General features: G+C 69.5%; 18 protein-coding genes. 9 read left to right on the top strand and 9 right to left on the bottom strand.

From position 1 onward, the window contains the following. Positions 1–112: 112 nt before the first annotated feature. Positions 113–1,099, top strand: a complete 987-nt coding sequence (locus tag ACFSGX_RS13080) for a glycoside hydrolase family 43 protein (protein WP_380930530.1) — start codon at positions 113–115, stop codon at positions 1,097–1,099. Positions 1,100–1,137: 38 nt separating this feature from the next. Then, the gene (locus ACFSGX_RS13075) at positions 1,138–2,106 is read left to right on the top strand and encodes an alpha/beta hydrolase (protein WP_380930528.1); all 969 of its coding nucleotides are present in this window, start codon (positions 1,138–1,140) and stop codon (positions 2,104–2,106) included. A 43-nt stretch (positions 2,107–2,149) separates the two neighbouring features. Here the strand turns inward: ACFSGX_RS13075 and ACFSGX_RS13070 are convergent, their stop codons facing one another. From ACFSGX_RS13070 to ACFSGX_RS13040, 7 genes are all read right to left on the bottom strand, one after another. Then, positions 2,150–2,506: a hypothetical protein gene (locus ACFSGX_RS13070; protein ID WP_380930526.1), complete on the bottom strand. Its 357-nt coding sequence runs from the start codon at positions 2,504–2,506 to the stop codon at positions 2,150–2,152. Positions 2,507–2,791: 285 nt separating this feature from the next. Beyond that, entirely contained in the window at positions 2,792–3,673 is an 882-nt protein-coding gene (locus tag ACFSGX_RS13065) for an ATP synthase subunit B family protein (protein ID WP_380930524.1), read from the bottom strand. A gap of 46 nt (positions 3,674–3,719) precedes the next feature. Then, positions 3,720–3,923, bottom strand: coding sequence for a hypothetical protein (locus ACFSGX_RS13060; protein WP_380930523.1), 204 nt, complete (start codon positions 3,921–3,923; stop codon positions 3,720–3,722). Then, positions 3,920–5,458, bottom strand: coding sequence for a PAS domain S-box protein (locus tag ACFSGX_RS13055; RefSeq protein WP_380930521.1), 1,539 nt, complete (start codon positions 5,456–5,458; stop codon positions 3,920–3,922). Before ACFSGX_RS13055 ends, ACFSGX_RS13060 begins: the two co-directional genes overlap by 4 nt. Positions 5,459–5,462: 4 nt before the next feature. Then, complete coding sequence (locus ACFSGX_RS13050) at positions 5,463–5,828, bottom strand: CsbD family protein (protein ID WP_380930519.1); 366 nt, start codon at positions 5,826–5,828, stop codon at positions 5,463–5,465. A 40-nt stretch (positions 5,829–5,868) separates the two neighbouring features. Continuing rightward, positions 5,869–6,198, bottom strand: a complete 330-nt coding sequence (locus tag ACFSGX_RS13045; RefSeq protein WP_380930517.1) for a hypothetical protein — start codon at positions 6,196–6,198, stop codon at positions 5,869–5,871. Positions 6,199–6,293: 95 nt separating this feature from the next. After that, entirely contained in the window at positions 6,294–6,488 is a 195-nt protein-coding gene (locus ACFSGX_RS13040) for a hypothetical protein (protein ID WP_380930516.1), read from the bottom strand. Positions 6,489–6,694: 206 nt separating this feature from the next. Between ACFSGX_RS13040 and ACFSGX_RS13035 the strand changes: the two genes are divergently transcribed. Both ACFSGX_RS13035 and ACFSGX_RS13030 read left to right on the top strand, forming a co-directional pair. Continuing rightward, positions 6,695–7,891, top strand: a complete 1,197-nt coding sequence (locus ACFSGX_RS13035) for an MFS transporter (protein ID WP_380930514.1) — start codon at positions 6,695–6,697, stop codon at positions 7,889–7,891. 51 nt (positions 7,892–7,942) lie between these two features. After that, positions 7,943–8,584 carry a UPF0149 family protein gene (locus ACFSGX_RS13030; protein WP_380930512.1) on the top strand — a complete coding sequence of 214 codons (642 nt, stop codon included), beginning with the start codon at positions 7,943–7,945 and terminating at the stop codon, positions 8,582–8,584. 3 nt (positions 8,585–8,587) lie between these two features. Here the strand turns inward: ACFSGX_RS13030 and ACFSGX_RS13025 are convergent, their stop codons facing one another. Further along, complete coding sequence (locus ACFSGX_RS13025; RefSeq protein WP_380930510.1) at positions 8,588–9,805, bottom strand: esterase-like activity of phytase family protein; 1,218 nt, start codon at positions 9,803–9,805, stop codon at positions 8,588–8,590. 123 nt (positions 9,806–9,928) lie between these two features. Between ACFSGX_RS13025 and ACFSGX_RS13020 the strand changes: the two genes are divergently transcribed. Further along, on the top strand, positions 9,929–11,290 hold the full coding sequence (locus tag ACFSGX_RS13020) for an ABC1 kinase family protein (RefSeq protein ID WP_380930508.1): 1,362 nt from the start codon (positions 9,929–9,931) through the stop codon (positions 11,288–11,290). Here the strand turns inward: ACFSGX_RS13020 and ACFSGX_RS13015 are convergent. Beyond that, entirely contained in the window at positions 11,257–11,652 is a 396-nt protein-coding gene (locus tag ACFSGX_RS13015) for a hypothetical protein (RefSeq protein WP_380930506.1), read from the bottom strand. The genes ACFSGX_RS13020 and ACFSGX_RS13015 overlap by 34 nt on opposite strands. 35 nt (positions 11,653–11,687) lie before the next feature. Between ACFSGX_RS13015 and ung the strand changes: the two genes are divergently transcribed. Genes ung through ACFSGX_RS12995 form a run of 4 tightly spaced genes read left to right on the top strand, consistent with a single transcriptional unit; the run spans position 11,688 to position 14,502 of the window. After that, on the top strand, positions 11,688–12,407 hold the full coding sequence (gene ung / locus ACFSGX_RS13010) for a uracil-DNA glycosylase (protein ID WP_380930786.1): 720 nt from the start codon (positions 11,688–11,690) through the stop codon (positions 12,405–12,407). Positions 12,408–12,418: 11 nt separating this feature from the next. Beyond that, the gene (gene modA, locus ACFSGX_RS13005; protein ID WP_380930504.1) at positions 12,419–13,186 is read left to right on the top strand and encodes a molybdate ABC transporter substrate-binding protein; all 768 of its coding nucleotides are present in this window, start codon (positions 12,419–12,421) and stop codon (positions 13,184–13,186) included. Positions 13,187–13,193: 7 nt separating this feature from the next. Further along, the gene (modB, locus tag ACFSGX_RS13000; protein ID WP_380930502.1) at positions 13,194–13,889 is read left to right on the top strand and encodes a molybdate ABC transporter permease subunit; all 696 of its coding nucleotides are present in this window, start codon (positions 13,194–13,196) and stop codon (positions 13,887–13,889) included. Then, a complete protein-coding gene (locus tag ACFSGX_RS12995; protein WP_380930500.1) occupies positions 13,879–14,502 on the top strand; it encodes an ATP-binding cassette domain-containing protein in 624 nt (207 codons plus the stop codon). The genes modB and ACFSGX_RS12995 overlap by 11 nt, the downstream gene beginning before the upstream one ends. Positions 14,503–14,530 lie beyond the last annotated feature (28 nt).

The following is a 14,530-nucleotide window of genomic DNA, read 5'->3' as shown; positions in this document are numbered from 1 at the left end:
ATCCCGCGCGGGCGGGAAAAGGGGATTGTCGCTGATGACGGCCCCTCGATACTATGCTTTACTCCGGGCAGAGAATGAGTGGAGAGGGTGCGTGCGATACGCTGGAGGCAGGTTGGCGGCCGTTTTGTGCGCGGCGGGCATGGCGGCGGCGGCGTTCGGCCAGACCGGTTCGGTCGCGGCGCGCGCGGTGCCGGGATCGAACCCCATCATCCGCGACAAGTTCACCGCCGACCCCGCGCCGCTGGTCGTCGGTGACCGGCTGTATCTGTATGTCGGGCACGACCAGGCGCAGCGCGACGAGATGTTCAACATGCGCGAATGGCTGGTCTATTCGACCACCGACATGAGGCACTGGCAGGATCACGGGCCGATCATGAAGGTGGCCGATTTCCGCTGGGCCAAGGCGGATGCCTGGGCGGCGCAGACGATCGCGAAGAACGGCAAATACTGGTTCTACGCCGCGGTCGAACATGACGCGACGCATCCGGGTAAGGCGATCGCGGTGGCGGTGGCGGACACGCCGACCGGCCCGTTCGTCGATGCGAAGGGTTCCGCGCTGGTCACCAACCAGATGACGCCCAAGGGCACGCACAGCTGGGAGGATATCGATCCGACCGTGTACACCGACGAGGCGGGCACGACCTGGATCGCGTGGGGGAACCGGCAGGCGTATATCGCCAAGCTGAAGCCCAACATGATCGAGATCGACGGGCCGATCACCGAGATCACGCCGCCGCATTTCGAGGAGGGGCCGTGGCTGCACAAGCGTGGCGCGCTCTGGTACCTGACCTATGCCTCGCTCGACCGGTCGAAGCACCGCGACGAACGCGTGTCCTATGCGACCGCGGCGAGCCCGCGCGGGCCGTGGACGTATCGCGGCGAGCTGACCGGATCGGGCAAGTACAGCTTCACCATCCATCCCGGCATCGTGGACTATAAGGGGCAGTCCTACCTGTTCCTGCACAATGCGACGCTGGCGATCGGCGACATGAGCGGGGCGATCGGCCGGCGCGCGGTGACGGTGGAGCGGCTGCACTATAATCCCGACGGGACGATGCGGCCGGTGGCGCAGACCGATGCGGGCGTGACGGCGCCGTAAGAGCGCTTCGATCAACGACAACAAAAACGGGAGAGACGATGATGACGACGAGCAAGACGAGGGCAGGGCGCGCGTGGTTGCGGCCGGCGATGATGGCGCTGGCGGCGACGTGTGTCGCGGCGGGGCCCGCGCAGGCGCAGGCGCAGGCGCCCAGTGACAAGATGGTGCCGATCGCGATCCCGGCGCAGCCGGATGCGATCACGCTGAACACCGGTCCGCTGCCCGGCGCGAAGGCGCCGGAGTCGTGGCACAGCCAGTATAACAGCGTGTTCGCGCGCAATGTGACGACCGCGACGCTGACGCCGTTCCTGCCCGATCCGGCGAAGGCGACCGGGGCGGCGGTGATCGTGGCGCCGGGCGGCGGGTTCCGCACGCTGTCGATGGAGAATGAGGGCTGGGATGTCGCGCGCGCGCTGGCGGCGCAGGGGGTCGCGGCGTTCGTGCTCAAGTATCGGCTCAACCAGACGCCGGCCGACATGCCGGGGTTCGAGAAGTCGATGAGCGCGATGTTCTCCGCCGTCGCGCGGCCGGCGCGACCGACACCGGAGGCGCAGATCGCCGGGATCGCGCCGCAGATCGCCGATTCGCGGGCGGCGTTCGCACTGGTGCGGTCGCGCGCCGCGGGGTGGAAGATCGATCCGGACCGGATCGGGATGGTCGGGTTCTCCGCGGGCGCGATGCTGACGCTGGCGACCGAGCTTGCGGGGCAGGATGCGAAGCCGGCGTTCATGGGGCTGATCTACGGCCCGCTGGCCGCGGTGAAGGTGCCGGCCGGTGCGCCGCCGTTGTTCGTGGCGCTGGCGGCGGACGATCCGTTCTTCGCCAATGGCGGGTTCGGGCTGATCGAAAGCTGGACCGCGGCGAAGCGGCCGGTGGAGTTCCACCTGTATGAACAGGGTGGTCACGGGTTCGGCATGTACCAGAAGGCGACGACCAGCACCGGCTGGTTCGGCGATTTCTCGCGCTGGCTGGGGATGCACGGCTATCTGAAGCCGAAGGCGGCGTAACAAGCGTGTCGGGGCGGATGCAAACGCACCCGCCCCGTCTGCGTCAGGCCTTCTTGCGGGCCCGCTTCGGTGCGGCGGCCGCCACCGTGTCCTCTTCCTCGTCGGGCTGATCTTCGCCCGCTTCGGTCAGCGCTTCGCCCAGTGCCTTCAGCTTTTCCTGCGAACCGTCGGCCTTGTCGGCGATCTTCGTCGTGGCGACGCCGAGACGGTGGATCAGCGCGTGCACGCGGTCGGCGTCGGGCTCGTCACGCTCGAGCTGCTTGCGCAGCGAACCGAGGTCGCGAAGGATGCCCTTTGCACCGACGGTGTCGATTTCGGCGAGGGCCGCTTCCCAATCCTCGATCATCGTCGCGCCCTTGGCGGGTTTCGTGCCGTCGAGGCCGCGGTTGATCGCGTTCATCGTTCCTGCAAACTTCACAGCCATGGTGTTCGTCCTTTCAGGCGCCGGTTAGGTCGGCGATCTGGAACGTCGGACATGGCGGAAAGCGCCGGCTTCGGGCCGGGTCTTGATGAGGATCATGACGATTGCCGGCGCTAGGGATGTTTCCCCGAATGACCGTTCCCCGGCGCAGGCCGGGGCCTAGATGCAACCTTGCGTCTAGGCCCCGGCCTGCGCCGGGGAACGGTTCTGGTTGAGTCTGTTCTTTGGGGACGCCGCGCTGTTCAGGCGGCGTCCCCCGTCAGGTCAGACGCGGCGGCGGCGGGTGGCGGCAATGGCGCCGGCCCCTGCAGCGGCGGCACCGACCAGCAATGCGAACACGACCATGAACGAGGTACCGGCAGCGGCCCCTGCGGCCTTGTCGGCGGTCGACTTGGCGGTTGCGATCGCCTGGTTCTTCGTCTGGACGAACTGTGCCTTGGCGCGCGTCACCTGGGCCTGCGCCTCCGGACGGCTGATCTTGCGCTGGGCGGCGACGATGTCGACGATCCGGCCTTCGGCCTGCACGCCGTCCTGACCGCCACGGGCGAGCGCCGGCAGTTCCTTGGCGATTTCCTTCTGCGCCTGCTCCGGCGTCATCAGGGCCGGGTCGGACGGGGCGTCGGACAGATACTGCGACGCTTCGGCGCGCACGTCGGTGACGTCGATGTCGGCGACGTTGGCGACCTTCGGCGCGGCGGCGCTGATGCCGGTGCCGGCGGCCGATGCGACCGAACCGACGGTGCGGAATGCACCGCCGATGATGCCGCCGACCGCGGAGGTCAGCAGGTACAGCGTCAGGATGAGCGTGACGCCCCAGACAACCAGGCCGTGGACGAGGCCGTCGAACCGGTCATGCGCGCCAGCGAGGCGCGATGCTGCATAACCGCCCACGCCGAGCGCGACGACAGTCGTGATCAGCCAGTAGATGCCCGCACCGATGCCGAAACCGGCCGCGCCGGGGGTCGTGCCCTCGACCGGATCGACGAGCGTCATGCCGATGCCGGTGCCGAGGATGCCGAGCACGAGCTGAACCGCGATGGCGAGCACGACACCGGCGAAGATGGCGCCCCACGAAATGCGGGCGGGGGATTTGGGAAGACGTCCTTCGTGGACGGGCGCGTAGCCGGGTTCGGTGGTGATGCTCATGATAGTCTCCTGTTTAACGATGTCCGTCGGGCGGCGCGTGACGATGTCACTCGGCGTCGTCCCGTTCGGGTGGGTGTTTCGGATCGGCCTGCTTCGCGCCGGCCTTGCGCTCGCGCTCGCCGTGCTGCTCGACCACGGCATCGCCGATGATCTTGCCGATCGCCTCCTGCACCGAGCCCTTGGCCTGCCGCGTCCGACCTTCGTCCGCGCGCGCCTTTGCGGCGGGCGGAACGTCCTTCGCGCGGGTCATGCCGCGGTCTGCCGCGGGGCGGCGGCGGGGGCGGCGGCGCGTTGCGCGAGCAGCGAATCCCCGTCGAAACCACGCGCGCGCGCCCAGGCGGCGGCGGCGTTGCGACGGTTGACGCCTATCTTGGAATAGATCCGCGCGACATGGTTGCGCACGGTGTTGCCGGAAACGCCGAGCGTGCGGGCGATCGACTTGTCGTCCAGCCCGCGGCAGATGAGCGCCAGCACCTCGCGTTCGCGCGGCGTCAGCTCGTCGAGCCCCACGCCGGTCGGTTCCGACTGTGGCGCGCGGATGCGGGCGAGCTTTTCCATGATCGAGCGGCTGAGCCAGCTGGTATCCTTCATCACCGCGTCGATCGCGCCGACCAGTTCGCGCTCGGAAGCCTTGCGCGTGCTGATGTCGCGCATCGCCCACAGGACGCAGGCGTCGTTGCCGAGCTGGATCGGTTCGGTCGACACGATGCAGTCGATGATGTCGCCGTCCTTGGGGCGCACGCGAACCTCGCGGTCGCGGATCGCGCGGCCGGCGCTGATGTCCGCCTCGATCGCGTGACGCAGCGCGGGTGTTTCCCACAGATCGACCTGCCCCAGCGGGCGGCCGATGATCTCCGCGGGCGTATAGCCGGTGAGGGTGGTGAAAGCCTCGTTCACGTCACACAGCCGGTGGCCGTCGAGCGCGCCGATCGCCAGCGCCACGGGGGCAAGCGAGAAGGTACGCGTGAAGCGTTCCTCGCTGTGGCGCAACGCCGCCTCCGCCTTCCGCCGTGGTTCGAGGTCCGCGAAGGTGAAGAGCATGCAGGGCTGGTCGCCAAGGTCGATCGGCTGTCCGGCGACGATGACAAGCTTCGTACCGCCCTCGGGCAGGTCGATCTCGGCCTCCATCTGCGGGATGGTGCGCCCTTCGGACAGGCGTTGCTTGCCGAGATCACGCTTGTCGGCGTTCGCCATGACGTCGATGTCGTAGACGGTGCGCGACAGGACGGCGTCCTTGTCGTGACCGGTCATGTCCAGGAAACCCTGGTTGACCTTGACGAACCGCAGGTCCGACAGGCGGCAGATGACGGCGGGGGCCGGATTGGCGTTGAACGACTGTTCGAAACGGTCCTCCGCCTCGAACTGTGCCGACACGTCCTGGATGACCAGCACCAGGCATTCCGGTTCGTCCGCGTCGTCGGTCAAGACGAGGCTGCGCACCTGGTGGACCCAGCGCGGTTCGTTCTCGCCCGCCACGGCGACCTCGACCACGACCTGCGAGAAGGCCTCGCCCGACACGACGCGCTCGATGGGGTAGTCGGCGCCGTCGAGCCGGTGGTTGTTGCGGTATCGCAGCTGGAACCGCTGGCGATAATCGTCGACGGTCGCGCCGAGATCATCGACGGATTCGACGCCGTGCATCCCCAGTGCGGCGTTGTTCGCCCACAGGATCGACTGGTCGGGATCGACCAGGATGACGCCTTCGTCGAGCCCCGCGATGATCTGGCGCAAGTGGCGCAGATCGGCGGAGTCGCGGAGCGATTTCAGGGCGGGGACCGCGCTCACCGGATCAGTCGTGCCGGCCGTGGAGCAGCCAGGCGAGGCCGTAGCCGATCGCCGCGGCGCCCAGTGCCCAAAGGAACGGTGCGTCCTCGGCCGATGCCTCGACCGAGCGCGCGCCGCGGCGGGCGAGTTCGGCGGCGCGGTCGGCCGCGTCGCGGGCATCGTCGCCGATCCGGTCGGCCAGTTCGGGTGCGCCGTCGACGGCGTCCTCGATCGCGGATTTCGCACGACCGTAGAGGTTCTGCGCGCCGCCGGCGACCTGATCGACGACGCCGTCGACCTGCCAATCGCGGCTGGAAACGGTGTCACCCACTGCCTTTTCGACTTTACCGCCGATGTAGCGGGCGCCGCCCTGAATCTCGTCCTTGTTCACGTCCTGCTTCCTTCGTTTGAATTGGGATGGGGCCGGTGCGTCAGAGAACGACGCCGCAGCCGGCCGCGGCCTTGCCGACCTCGAGCGCGATGGCCGGATCGCGCAGTTCGGTGCCGACGCGGATCAGATCCGACGGGGTCAGCACGCCGGGGGTGGTGTCACCCTGCTTGTAGGCAGCGGCGGCCTTGCCGAGCCGCTGGAGCTGGCCGAGCGACAGGTTCGACTGCAGCCGTTGCCCGACGCAATCGGCACGGGTCGCGTCCAGCCCGTAACGCTGCAGCCCGGTCGAGATGCGCGTGGCGGGGGCCGCGCAGCCGGCGAGCGCCGCAAGGGCGGCCAGGGGGGCCGCGATACCGATGATGCGCTTCATGCTGTGCTCCAAACTCCTTCGACCGCGATGTCGCGACGAAGCCGGGAGCATAAAGCATGTCCGGGTTCCGATGTTCCTGGTATTTATGCGTCGATTTATAGGTCAAACGTACTAGTACGGGACTGAATACGCGCATCGTACATCCGCGAAAACTTTTCGTGCAGTGCCCGCGTACTATCCTCTCGCGCCTCGCTTGCACGATCACGATGCCATGCCGCACGTTGTTCGAGATAGGCGGTTTCATCCTGGCCGTCATCGTCCATGGCCATGTCGCAGTCTTCGTCCTTCATGACGGGGTCACCTCATTTGTGTCAGTCGCCCTTGTACCCCGGTCCGTCGCGGTGCGCGTGATCCGGAAGCACCAGCGGTGCTGGTAGATTTGTCCTGCCCCGGCCTGGCACAGTAGGTTCGGGGCGCGCGACGCGGGGATCCTTGCCCTGCGGCCATCCGATCCCACATAGCGTCGCTGCTGCACTGCAACATCGAAGTGGTTCCCATGGCTTCACAACCGTCACACCGATATCCCGTCGGCCTGGTTCATTTCGCGCTGGCGCTGGGCGGCTTCGCGATCGGGACGACCGAGTTCGCGACGATGAGCCTGCTGCCGATCTTCGCGCGTGGGCTGAACATCGATGCGCCGACCGCCGGGCATGTGATCAGTGCCTATGCGCTGGGCGTGGTGGTGGGGGCGCCGTTGCTGGCGGTCGCGGCGGCGCGGTTCGACCGGCGGATCGTGCTGGTCGTGCTGATGGCGCTGTTCGCGGCGGGCAACGGGCTGAGCGCGCTGGCGCCGAACTTCCACAGCCTGCTGCTGTTCCGGTTTCTGGCCGGGTTGCCGCACGGCGCCTATTTCGGGATCGCGTCGTTGGTCGCGGCGTCGCTCGTCCCCGCGGACAAGCGGACGCAGGCGGTGGGCCGGATCATGCTGGGCCTGACCGTCGCGACGATCGTCGGCGTGCCGTTCGCGAACTGGCTGGGGCAGGCGCTCGGCTGGCGCTGGGGGTTCGGGGTGGTCGCGGTGCTGGCGCTGGCGACGGTCGCGATGGTGCTGGCGTTCGTGCCGCGCCAGCCGGCCGATCCGGAGGCGAGCCCGATGGGCGAGTTGCAGGCGCTGAAGCGCGGGCAGGTCTGGCTGACGCTGGCGACCGGGGCGATCGGGTTCGGCGGGCTGTTCGCGGTCTACACCTATCTGGCCTCCACGCTGACCGAGGTGACCGGTGCGTCGGCGACGATGATCCCGGTGGTGCTGGCGGTGTTCGGCGTGGGGATGACGGTGGGCAATCTGGTGATCCCGCGCTTTGCGGACCGGGCGCTGATGCCGACTGCGGGGCTGCTGCTGCTGTGGAGTGCGGCTTCGCTGGCGCTTTATACGGTGTCGACGGGGCACCTCTGGTCGATCCTGATCGCTGTGTTCGCGGTCGGGCTGGGCGGGGCGCTGGGCACGGTGTTGCAGACTCGGTTGATGGACGTGGCGCAGGGTGCGCAGGGGCTGGCCGCCGCGCTGAACCACAGTGCGTTCAATACCGCCAATGCGCTGGGGCCGTGGCTGGGCGGGATGGCGATCGCGGCCGGCTATGGCTGGACGTCGACCGGGTGGGTCGGCGCGGCGCTGGCGCTGGGCGGGTTCCTGTTCTGGGCGATCTCGGTCGTGACGTCGGACGGGCCGGTATTGCGACCGGCGGTGGCGCACTGAGCCGAAACCGGCCAGAGCGGCGCGATCCCGAACCAGCAGGTTAGCCAAGCGATGCCCAGTCTCCCCTCCCGTTTCCGCCGGCTCGACGGGATCCTCGCCGACCTGCCGATGGACGACCCGATGCTGCTGAGCGAGCTGGACGGGTATTTGACCGCGATCGCGCTGTGCCCCGCGCCGCCGCCGCCCGCGCTCTGGATGCCGCCGATCTGGGATGGGGCGGCCGGCGACGCGGTGCCGTTCGAGGATGCGACCGACGCGCGGCTGTTCGGCGAGATGGTGCTGGCGCGGTACCGCGAGATCGAGCGCGACTTGGACCGCGCCAAGCCGCAGCCGATCTTCGACATCGACGAGCGCAACGGCGAGGTGATGTGGGAGATCTGGATCGACGGGTTCGCCTTCGGGATGGAGCAGCAGCCGGAGCGCTGGGACGATGCGACGGGCGACGACGGTGCCGCGGTGGCGGAGTTGCGCACGTTGATCGACGTGGCGCGCGATGCGAGCGATCTGGATGGGGAGGCGATCAACGCGCTGTGCGATGTGGCGCCGGTGCGGATCGTGGAGCTGCTCGGGCGGTTGCACGGGGCGCCGGCCGCGGTCGTCGCGGCGGAGGTGCCGGCGGCCAAGGTCGGGCGCAACGATCCGTGCCCGTGCGGATCGGGGCGGAAGTCGAAGAAGTGCTGCGCGGTCGGGTGAGGGTTAGAGTTCGATCCGCCAGAAGCGGGTGGGGGCACCCTCGACGCCGAAGTCGTTGTCGTTGACGAGCAGGATCGTTTGGGCGTCGATGAGCGCGATCCCTTCGATGTCCGCGCCGATCTCCGGATGGTCGTCGGTGGAGAAGATCAGGGTCTTGGCCAGCACAGGTAGGTCGAGCGCGTCGTCGGCGCTGAGCTGTTCGAGCGTGGGCGTTGTGGCGGGGTCGTGCCAGCTTGGGTCGAGGATCGTGTCGTCGTCCAAGATCACCGCGTAGAGTTTGGCGGAGGCCGAGATGCGTTCGAGCACGATCAGCCGGCCGTCGTCGGCGAGCGCGAGGTCGCAGAGCTTCACATCGGCGCGCTCGACGTCGCCCTGTGCGCGGTCACGGTCGAAGCTGCGCGGGCGGTCGAGCGGGTAGAGCCGTTCGGCGAGCAGCGCGCCGGTGCTGGTGTCGAGCGTCCAGAGCCGGACGTGGCGCGCGCGGCGGCCGGCGTCCTCGTTCGGGTGGGCGAGCGGGCTCTGGAACGCGACGTGGAGCCGCGTGCCGTCGGGCGAGAGGGCGAGCCCTTCGAACCCGCGGTTGAGCCGGCGGCGCGCAGCGAGCGCGGGCAATGCGCCGACGATGGGGTAGCCGGCCCCGTCGAACAGCGCCTCCGTACCGGCCGGGACCCAGCGCGCGAGGACCGTGCCGTCCGCGGCGACCCGGAGCAGCGAGGGGCCATATTCCTCGCCCACCCAGAAGCCGCCGTCGGGCGTGACAGCGATGCATTCGGTGTCCGCGCCGCCGGGATCGGGCGGCAGGAGGCGACCGTCGGGGGCGATCGCCGGTTCTGCATCGCGCGCATCGGTGCCGGCGGGTGGCAGGCCCGACAAGGTCCGGCCGTCCGCGGCATGGAGCGGGAGTGTGCGGCGGACGGTGACATGGGTGTCGCCGACATGCAGTTCGGTGATCGCCGGGCCGATTTCGGGGCAGGGCATCAGCTTGGCACCGGGCGTGTCGGCGTGCGCGCCGAGGTCCATGCCGTAGCGGCCGATCGCGAGCGGCATCTTGAGGTTCGGGCCGCGATCGCCGATCGCCCAGACGATCCCGGGCGGGTCGCCGGCGCGGCGGGTGAGGCCGGAGCCGAGCCCGCGGGTGACGCGCAGCGTGCCGTTCGGCAGGTCGAGCGTGGCGAGCGTTTCGTCCTGGTAGGCGAGTTCTGTGACTTTGGTGTGCGACATGCCCGGTCGGTAGCATGGCCGTCGAGTGGCGCAAACGGCGCCGGGGTGGACGATTTGCCCGGCGATTGATCGGCATGGCGCGGCGCACCATCTTCTGTTCCTAACGACCCCGACAGGATCAGCATGACCGACGACCGCACGAGCAAGGGACGATCCGTACCGAGCGGGAGGCTGGCGCGGCTCGGCATTTTCGGGCGGATGGCGGGCGGCGTGGCGGGCAATGTGGTGGCCGAGGGCGCGCGGCGGCTGGCCAATGGCGAGCGGCCGAAGATGAACGACCTGCTGCTGACGCCGGCCAATGCGATGAAGGTCGCCGACCAGCTGTCGCACCTGCGCGGGGCGGCGATGAAGCTGGGGCAGATGGTGTCGATGGATTCGGGCGACATGCTGCCGCCCGAACTGTCCGCGATCCTGGCGAAGCTGCGCGACGGGGCGCACCACATGCCGCCGGAACAGCTGGACCGCGTGCTGATCGCCGAATGGGGCAAGGACTGGCGGCGCAAGTTCGCGCATTTCCAGGCGCATCCGATCGCGGCGGCGTCGATCGGGCAGGTCCACAAGGCACGGATGCGCGATGGCCGGACGCTGGCGATCAAGGTGCAATATCCCGGCGTGAAGGACAGCATCGACGCGGATGTCGACAATGTCGCGACGCTGCTCCGCGTGTCGGGGATGCTGCCGCGCGAACTGGATATCGCCGGGCTGCTGGGCGAGGCAAAGCGCCAGTTGCACGAGGAGGCGGACTATATCCGCGAGGGCGCGATGCTGGCGCGGTACCGCGATCTGGTCGGCGATGCGCCGGGGCTGGTGGTTCCGGCGCTGGTGCCGGAGCTGACGACGCCGCGCGTGCTGGCGATGGATTTCGTCGAGGGCGTGGCGGTCGAGACGCTGGAGACCGCATCGCAGGAGGTGCGCGACCAGGCGATGCAGGCGCTGATCGGACTGGTGCTGCGCGAGTTGCTCGAATGGGGGTTGATGCAGACCGACCCCAATTTCGCGAATTACCGCTGGCAGACGGAGGCCGGGCGCCTGGTGCTGCTCGATTTCGGGGCGGCGCGGGCGGTGCCGGCGGATGTCGGGGCGGGGTATCGCCGGTTGTTGCTAGCGGGCTTGTCGGGCGACCGCGATGCGGTGCGCGACGCGGCGCTGTCGGTCGGGTTCCTGGGCGAGGCGATCGTGGTGCGGCACCGCGCGACGATCGATGCGATGATCGACGTGGTGCTGACGGAGCTGAACCGGCCGGGACCGTTCGATTTCGGCGACCGCGCGTTCGTTGGCGCGCTGCGCGATCAGGGGATCGAGATGGTGCGCGATCGCGAGAGCTGGCATTTGCCGTCGATCGACACGCTGTTCGTGCAGCGCAAGATCAGCGGGACGGCGTTGCTGGCGGCGCGGCTGAAGGCACGGGTCGATGTGCGGGCGATGGTCATGGCGCAGGTGGCCGGGGGGGATCAGCTACCCGGCACGGTGGCCGCGTCGAGATAGCGGACGATCCATTTCGGATAGCCTTCGGGGGCCATCACGATGTCGGGCACCGCGACCGGATCGCTGCCGGTTTCGACCCAGCCGTAACCGTGGCAGTGATCGCATAGCGCGCGGATGCAGCGGAAGGTGACGAGGTCGATCTGCGCGTTCCACTGGCCATGGCCGCGGCAGATCGGGCAAAGGGCGTCGAGCGCGCCGTTGCGCGGTTGGATCGGGACATTGTCGAGCGCGTGGGGCGCGTCGGGGCCGGCACAAAGGACGATGTTGCTGGCGTGCGCCATATGGTCTCCTGCGTTCGGCACCGGGAACGCGGCGCGGTATGCGCTGTTCCTGTCCTGCGCGCTGGAATAGCGCAACCGCATTTCCGGCAGCTGAAAGGATGAGCCGCATGTTCGAGATGCCTGCGATCGCGTCGCCCGAGTGGCGATCCGCGCTGGGTGCGGTGGCCGAGCCGGGCGCGCTGGCGGACCTGCGCGCGTTCCTGGCCGCAGAGGTGGCGGCGGGGCGGACGGTGTTTCCGGCGGTGCCCGACCTGTTCCGCGCGCTGGACCTGACCCCTCCGAGCGCAGTGCGGGTCGTGATCCTGGGGCAGGACCCGTATCATGGGGCGGGCCAGGCGCACGGCCTGTCGTTCAGCGTACGGCCGGGGGTGCGGGTGCCGCCGTCGTTGCGCAACGTCTATGCCGAACTGCGCGACGATCTGGGGGTCGTGCCGGCGACGCATGGGTATCTGGAGGCCTGGGCGCGGCAGGGTGTGTTGCTGCTGAATACGGTGCTGACTGTGGTCGAGGGGCAGGCGGGCGCGCACCGGCGGCGCGGGTGGGAGGCGTTTACGGACGCGGTGATCGCGGCGGTGGATCGCGGGCCGCCGGCGGTGTTCATGCTGTGGGGGAAGCCGGCGCAGGCGAAGGCGGCGCTGGTCGACGAGGAACGGCATCTGGTGATCCGCTCGGCGCATCCGTCGGGACTATCGGCCTATCGCGGCTTCTTCGGCAGCCGTCCGTTTTCGCAGGCCAATGCGTTTCTGACCGCGCGGGGGCGGGGCGAGATCGACTGGGCCTTGCCGCCCGTGGGCGATGCGGCGGCGGGGGTTTCGGTCCGCGGTGGCGGCGTATAGGGCGGATGGTCATGAAGAAGACGATGCACCGTACGATCCTGGGTCTGGCCGCGATTCTGCTGGCGGCGGTGCAGGCCCCCGCCGTGGCCAAGCCGCCGCTGGTGCTGGCCGCGGCGAGTTTGCAGGAGTCGTTGTCTGCCGCCGCCAATGCCTGGGCGGCGCGGCGGCACGAGCGGCCGGTGCTGTCGTTCGCGGCATCGTCGGCGCTTGCGCGGCAGGTGGAGGCGGGGGTGCCGGCCGACCTGTTCGTGTCGGCGGACGAGGCGTGGATGGACGATGTGCAGCGCAAGGGGATGGTCCGGGCGGGGACGCGCGTGTCGTTCCTGCGTAACCAGCTTGTTCTGATCGCGCCGGCCGGGCGTGGGGCCAGGATGACGATCGGGCGCGGGTTCCCGCTGGCGCGCGCGCTGGGCCGTGGGCGGCTGGCGATGGCGGACCCGGATGCGGTCCCGGCCGGGCGGTACGGGAAGGCGGCGCTGACCGCACTCGGCGTGTGGCCGGCGGTGGCGGGCCGCGTGGTGCGGGCGGAGAGCGTGCGGGCGGCGCTGGCGCTGGTCGCACGCGGCGAGGCGCCGTACGGGATCGTCTATGCCACCGATGCGCGGGCGGAGCGCGGCGTGCGTGTGGTGGGCACGTTCCCGGCGGGGAGCCATCCGGCGATCACCTATCCGGTTGCGTTGCTGAAGGGCGGCAGCGCGGAGGCTGAGCGGTTCCGGCGGTTCCTGATCTCGCCCGCGGGCAAGGCGATCTTCCGGCGATACGGGTTCGGCACGCGGTGATCGCGCGATGCTGACGCCCGAGGAGTGGGCGATCGTTGCACTGTCGCTGCGCGTCAGTGGCGTGGCGATGGCGGTGACGTTGCCGGTCGCGTTCGGGCTCGCGTACCTGCTGTCGCGCGGGCGGTTTCCGGGGCGGTCGCTGGTCGATGCGGTGGTGCATCTGCCGCTGGTGCTGCCGCCGGTCGTCACGGGGTGGCTGCTGCTGCTGGCGTTCGGGCGGAACGGGTCGGTCGGTGGTTGGCTGGAGGCGGCGTTCGGGGTGTCGGTGATCTTCCGCTGGACGGGGGCGGCGATCGCGGCGGGGATCATGGCGTTGCCGTTGATGGTGCGTGCGATCCGGCTGTCGATCGATGCGGTCGACCGGCGGCTGGAGGGGGCGGCGCGGACGCTGGGCGCGGGGCCGTGGCGGACCTTTGCGACGATCACGCTGCCGCTGTGCCTGCCGGGCGTGCTGGCGGGACTGGTGCTCGGTTTTGCGCGGTCGATCGGGGAGTTCGGTGCGACGATTACGTTCGTGTCGAACATTCCGGGCGAGACCCGGACGTTGCCGATCGCGATCTACAGCGCGTTGCAGATTCCGGGGAACGACGATGCGGTGTGGCGGCTGGCGGGCCTGTCGGTCGCGCTGTCGCTGGCGGCGTTGGTCGTGTCCGAATGGCTGGCGCGGCGTGGGCAGGACGATCGGGCCGGCCATGTCCTTTGACATCGCGCTGCGCCGGCGGCTGGGGGCGCGCGACATCGCGCTGACGTTTCAGGCGGACGATGGGCTGACGGTGCTGTTCGGGCCGTCGGGGGCGGGCAAGACGTCCGTGCTGAACATGGTGGCCGGGTTGCTGACGCCCGATGCCGGGCATGTGCGGGTCGGCGGCACGACGTTGTTCGATGCCGCCGCGCGGGTGGACGTGGCGCCGGAGCGGCGACGGATCGGTTATGTGTTCCAGGACGGGCGGCTGTTTCCGCATCTGCGCGTGCGGGCGAACCTGCTTTATGGTTGGCGGCTGGCGGCGGAGGCGGATCGCTGGATCGGGCTGGACGAGGTGGTGGCGTTTCTTGGGATCGGCGAGCTGCTCGACCGCTGGCCGCGGTCGCTGTCCGGCGGCGAGGCGCAGCGTGTCGCGATCGGGCGGGCGCTGCTGTCGGGTGCGCGGACGTTGTTGATGGACGAGCCGCTGGCGTCGCTGGATGCGTCGCGGCGCGGGGAGATCATCGCGGTGATCGAACGGGTGCGCGACGATTTGCGCCTGCCCATTCTGTACGTGACGCACGATCTCGCGGAGGCGGAGCGGCTGGGCACGCAGCTTGTCGCGATGGGGTAGGGGGAGGCAGCGCGCCTCCCCCGTTTGC

It is taken from the genome of Sphingomonas arantia (assembly GCF_042682045.1).
GTDB lineage: Bacteria > Pseudomonadota > Alphaproteobacteria > Sphingomonadales > Sphingomonadaceae > Sphingomonas_R > Sphingomonas_R arantia.
This window is presented reverse-complemented; position numbering and strand designations above follow the sequence as displayed.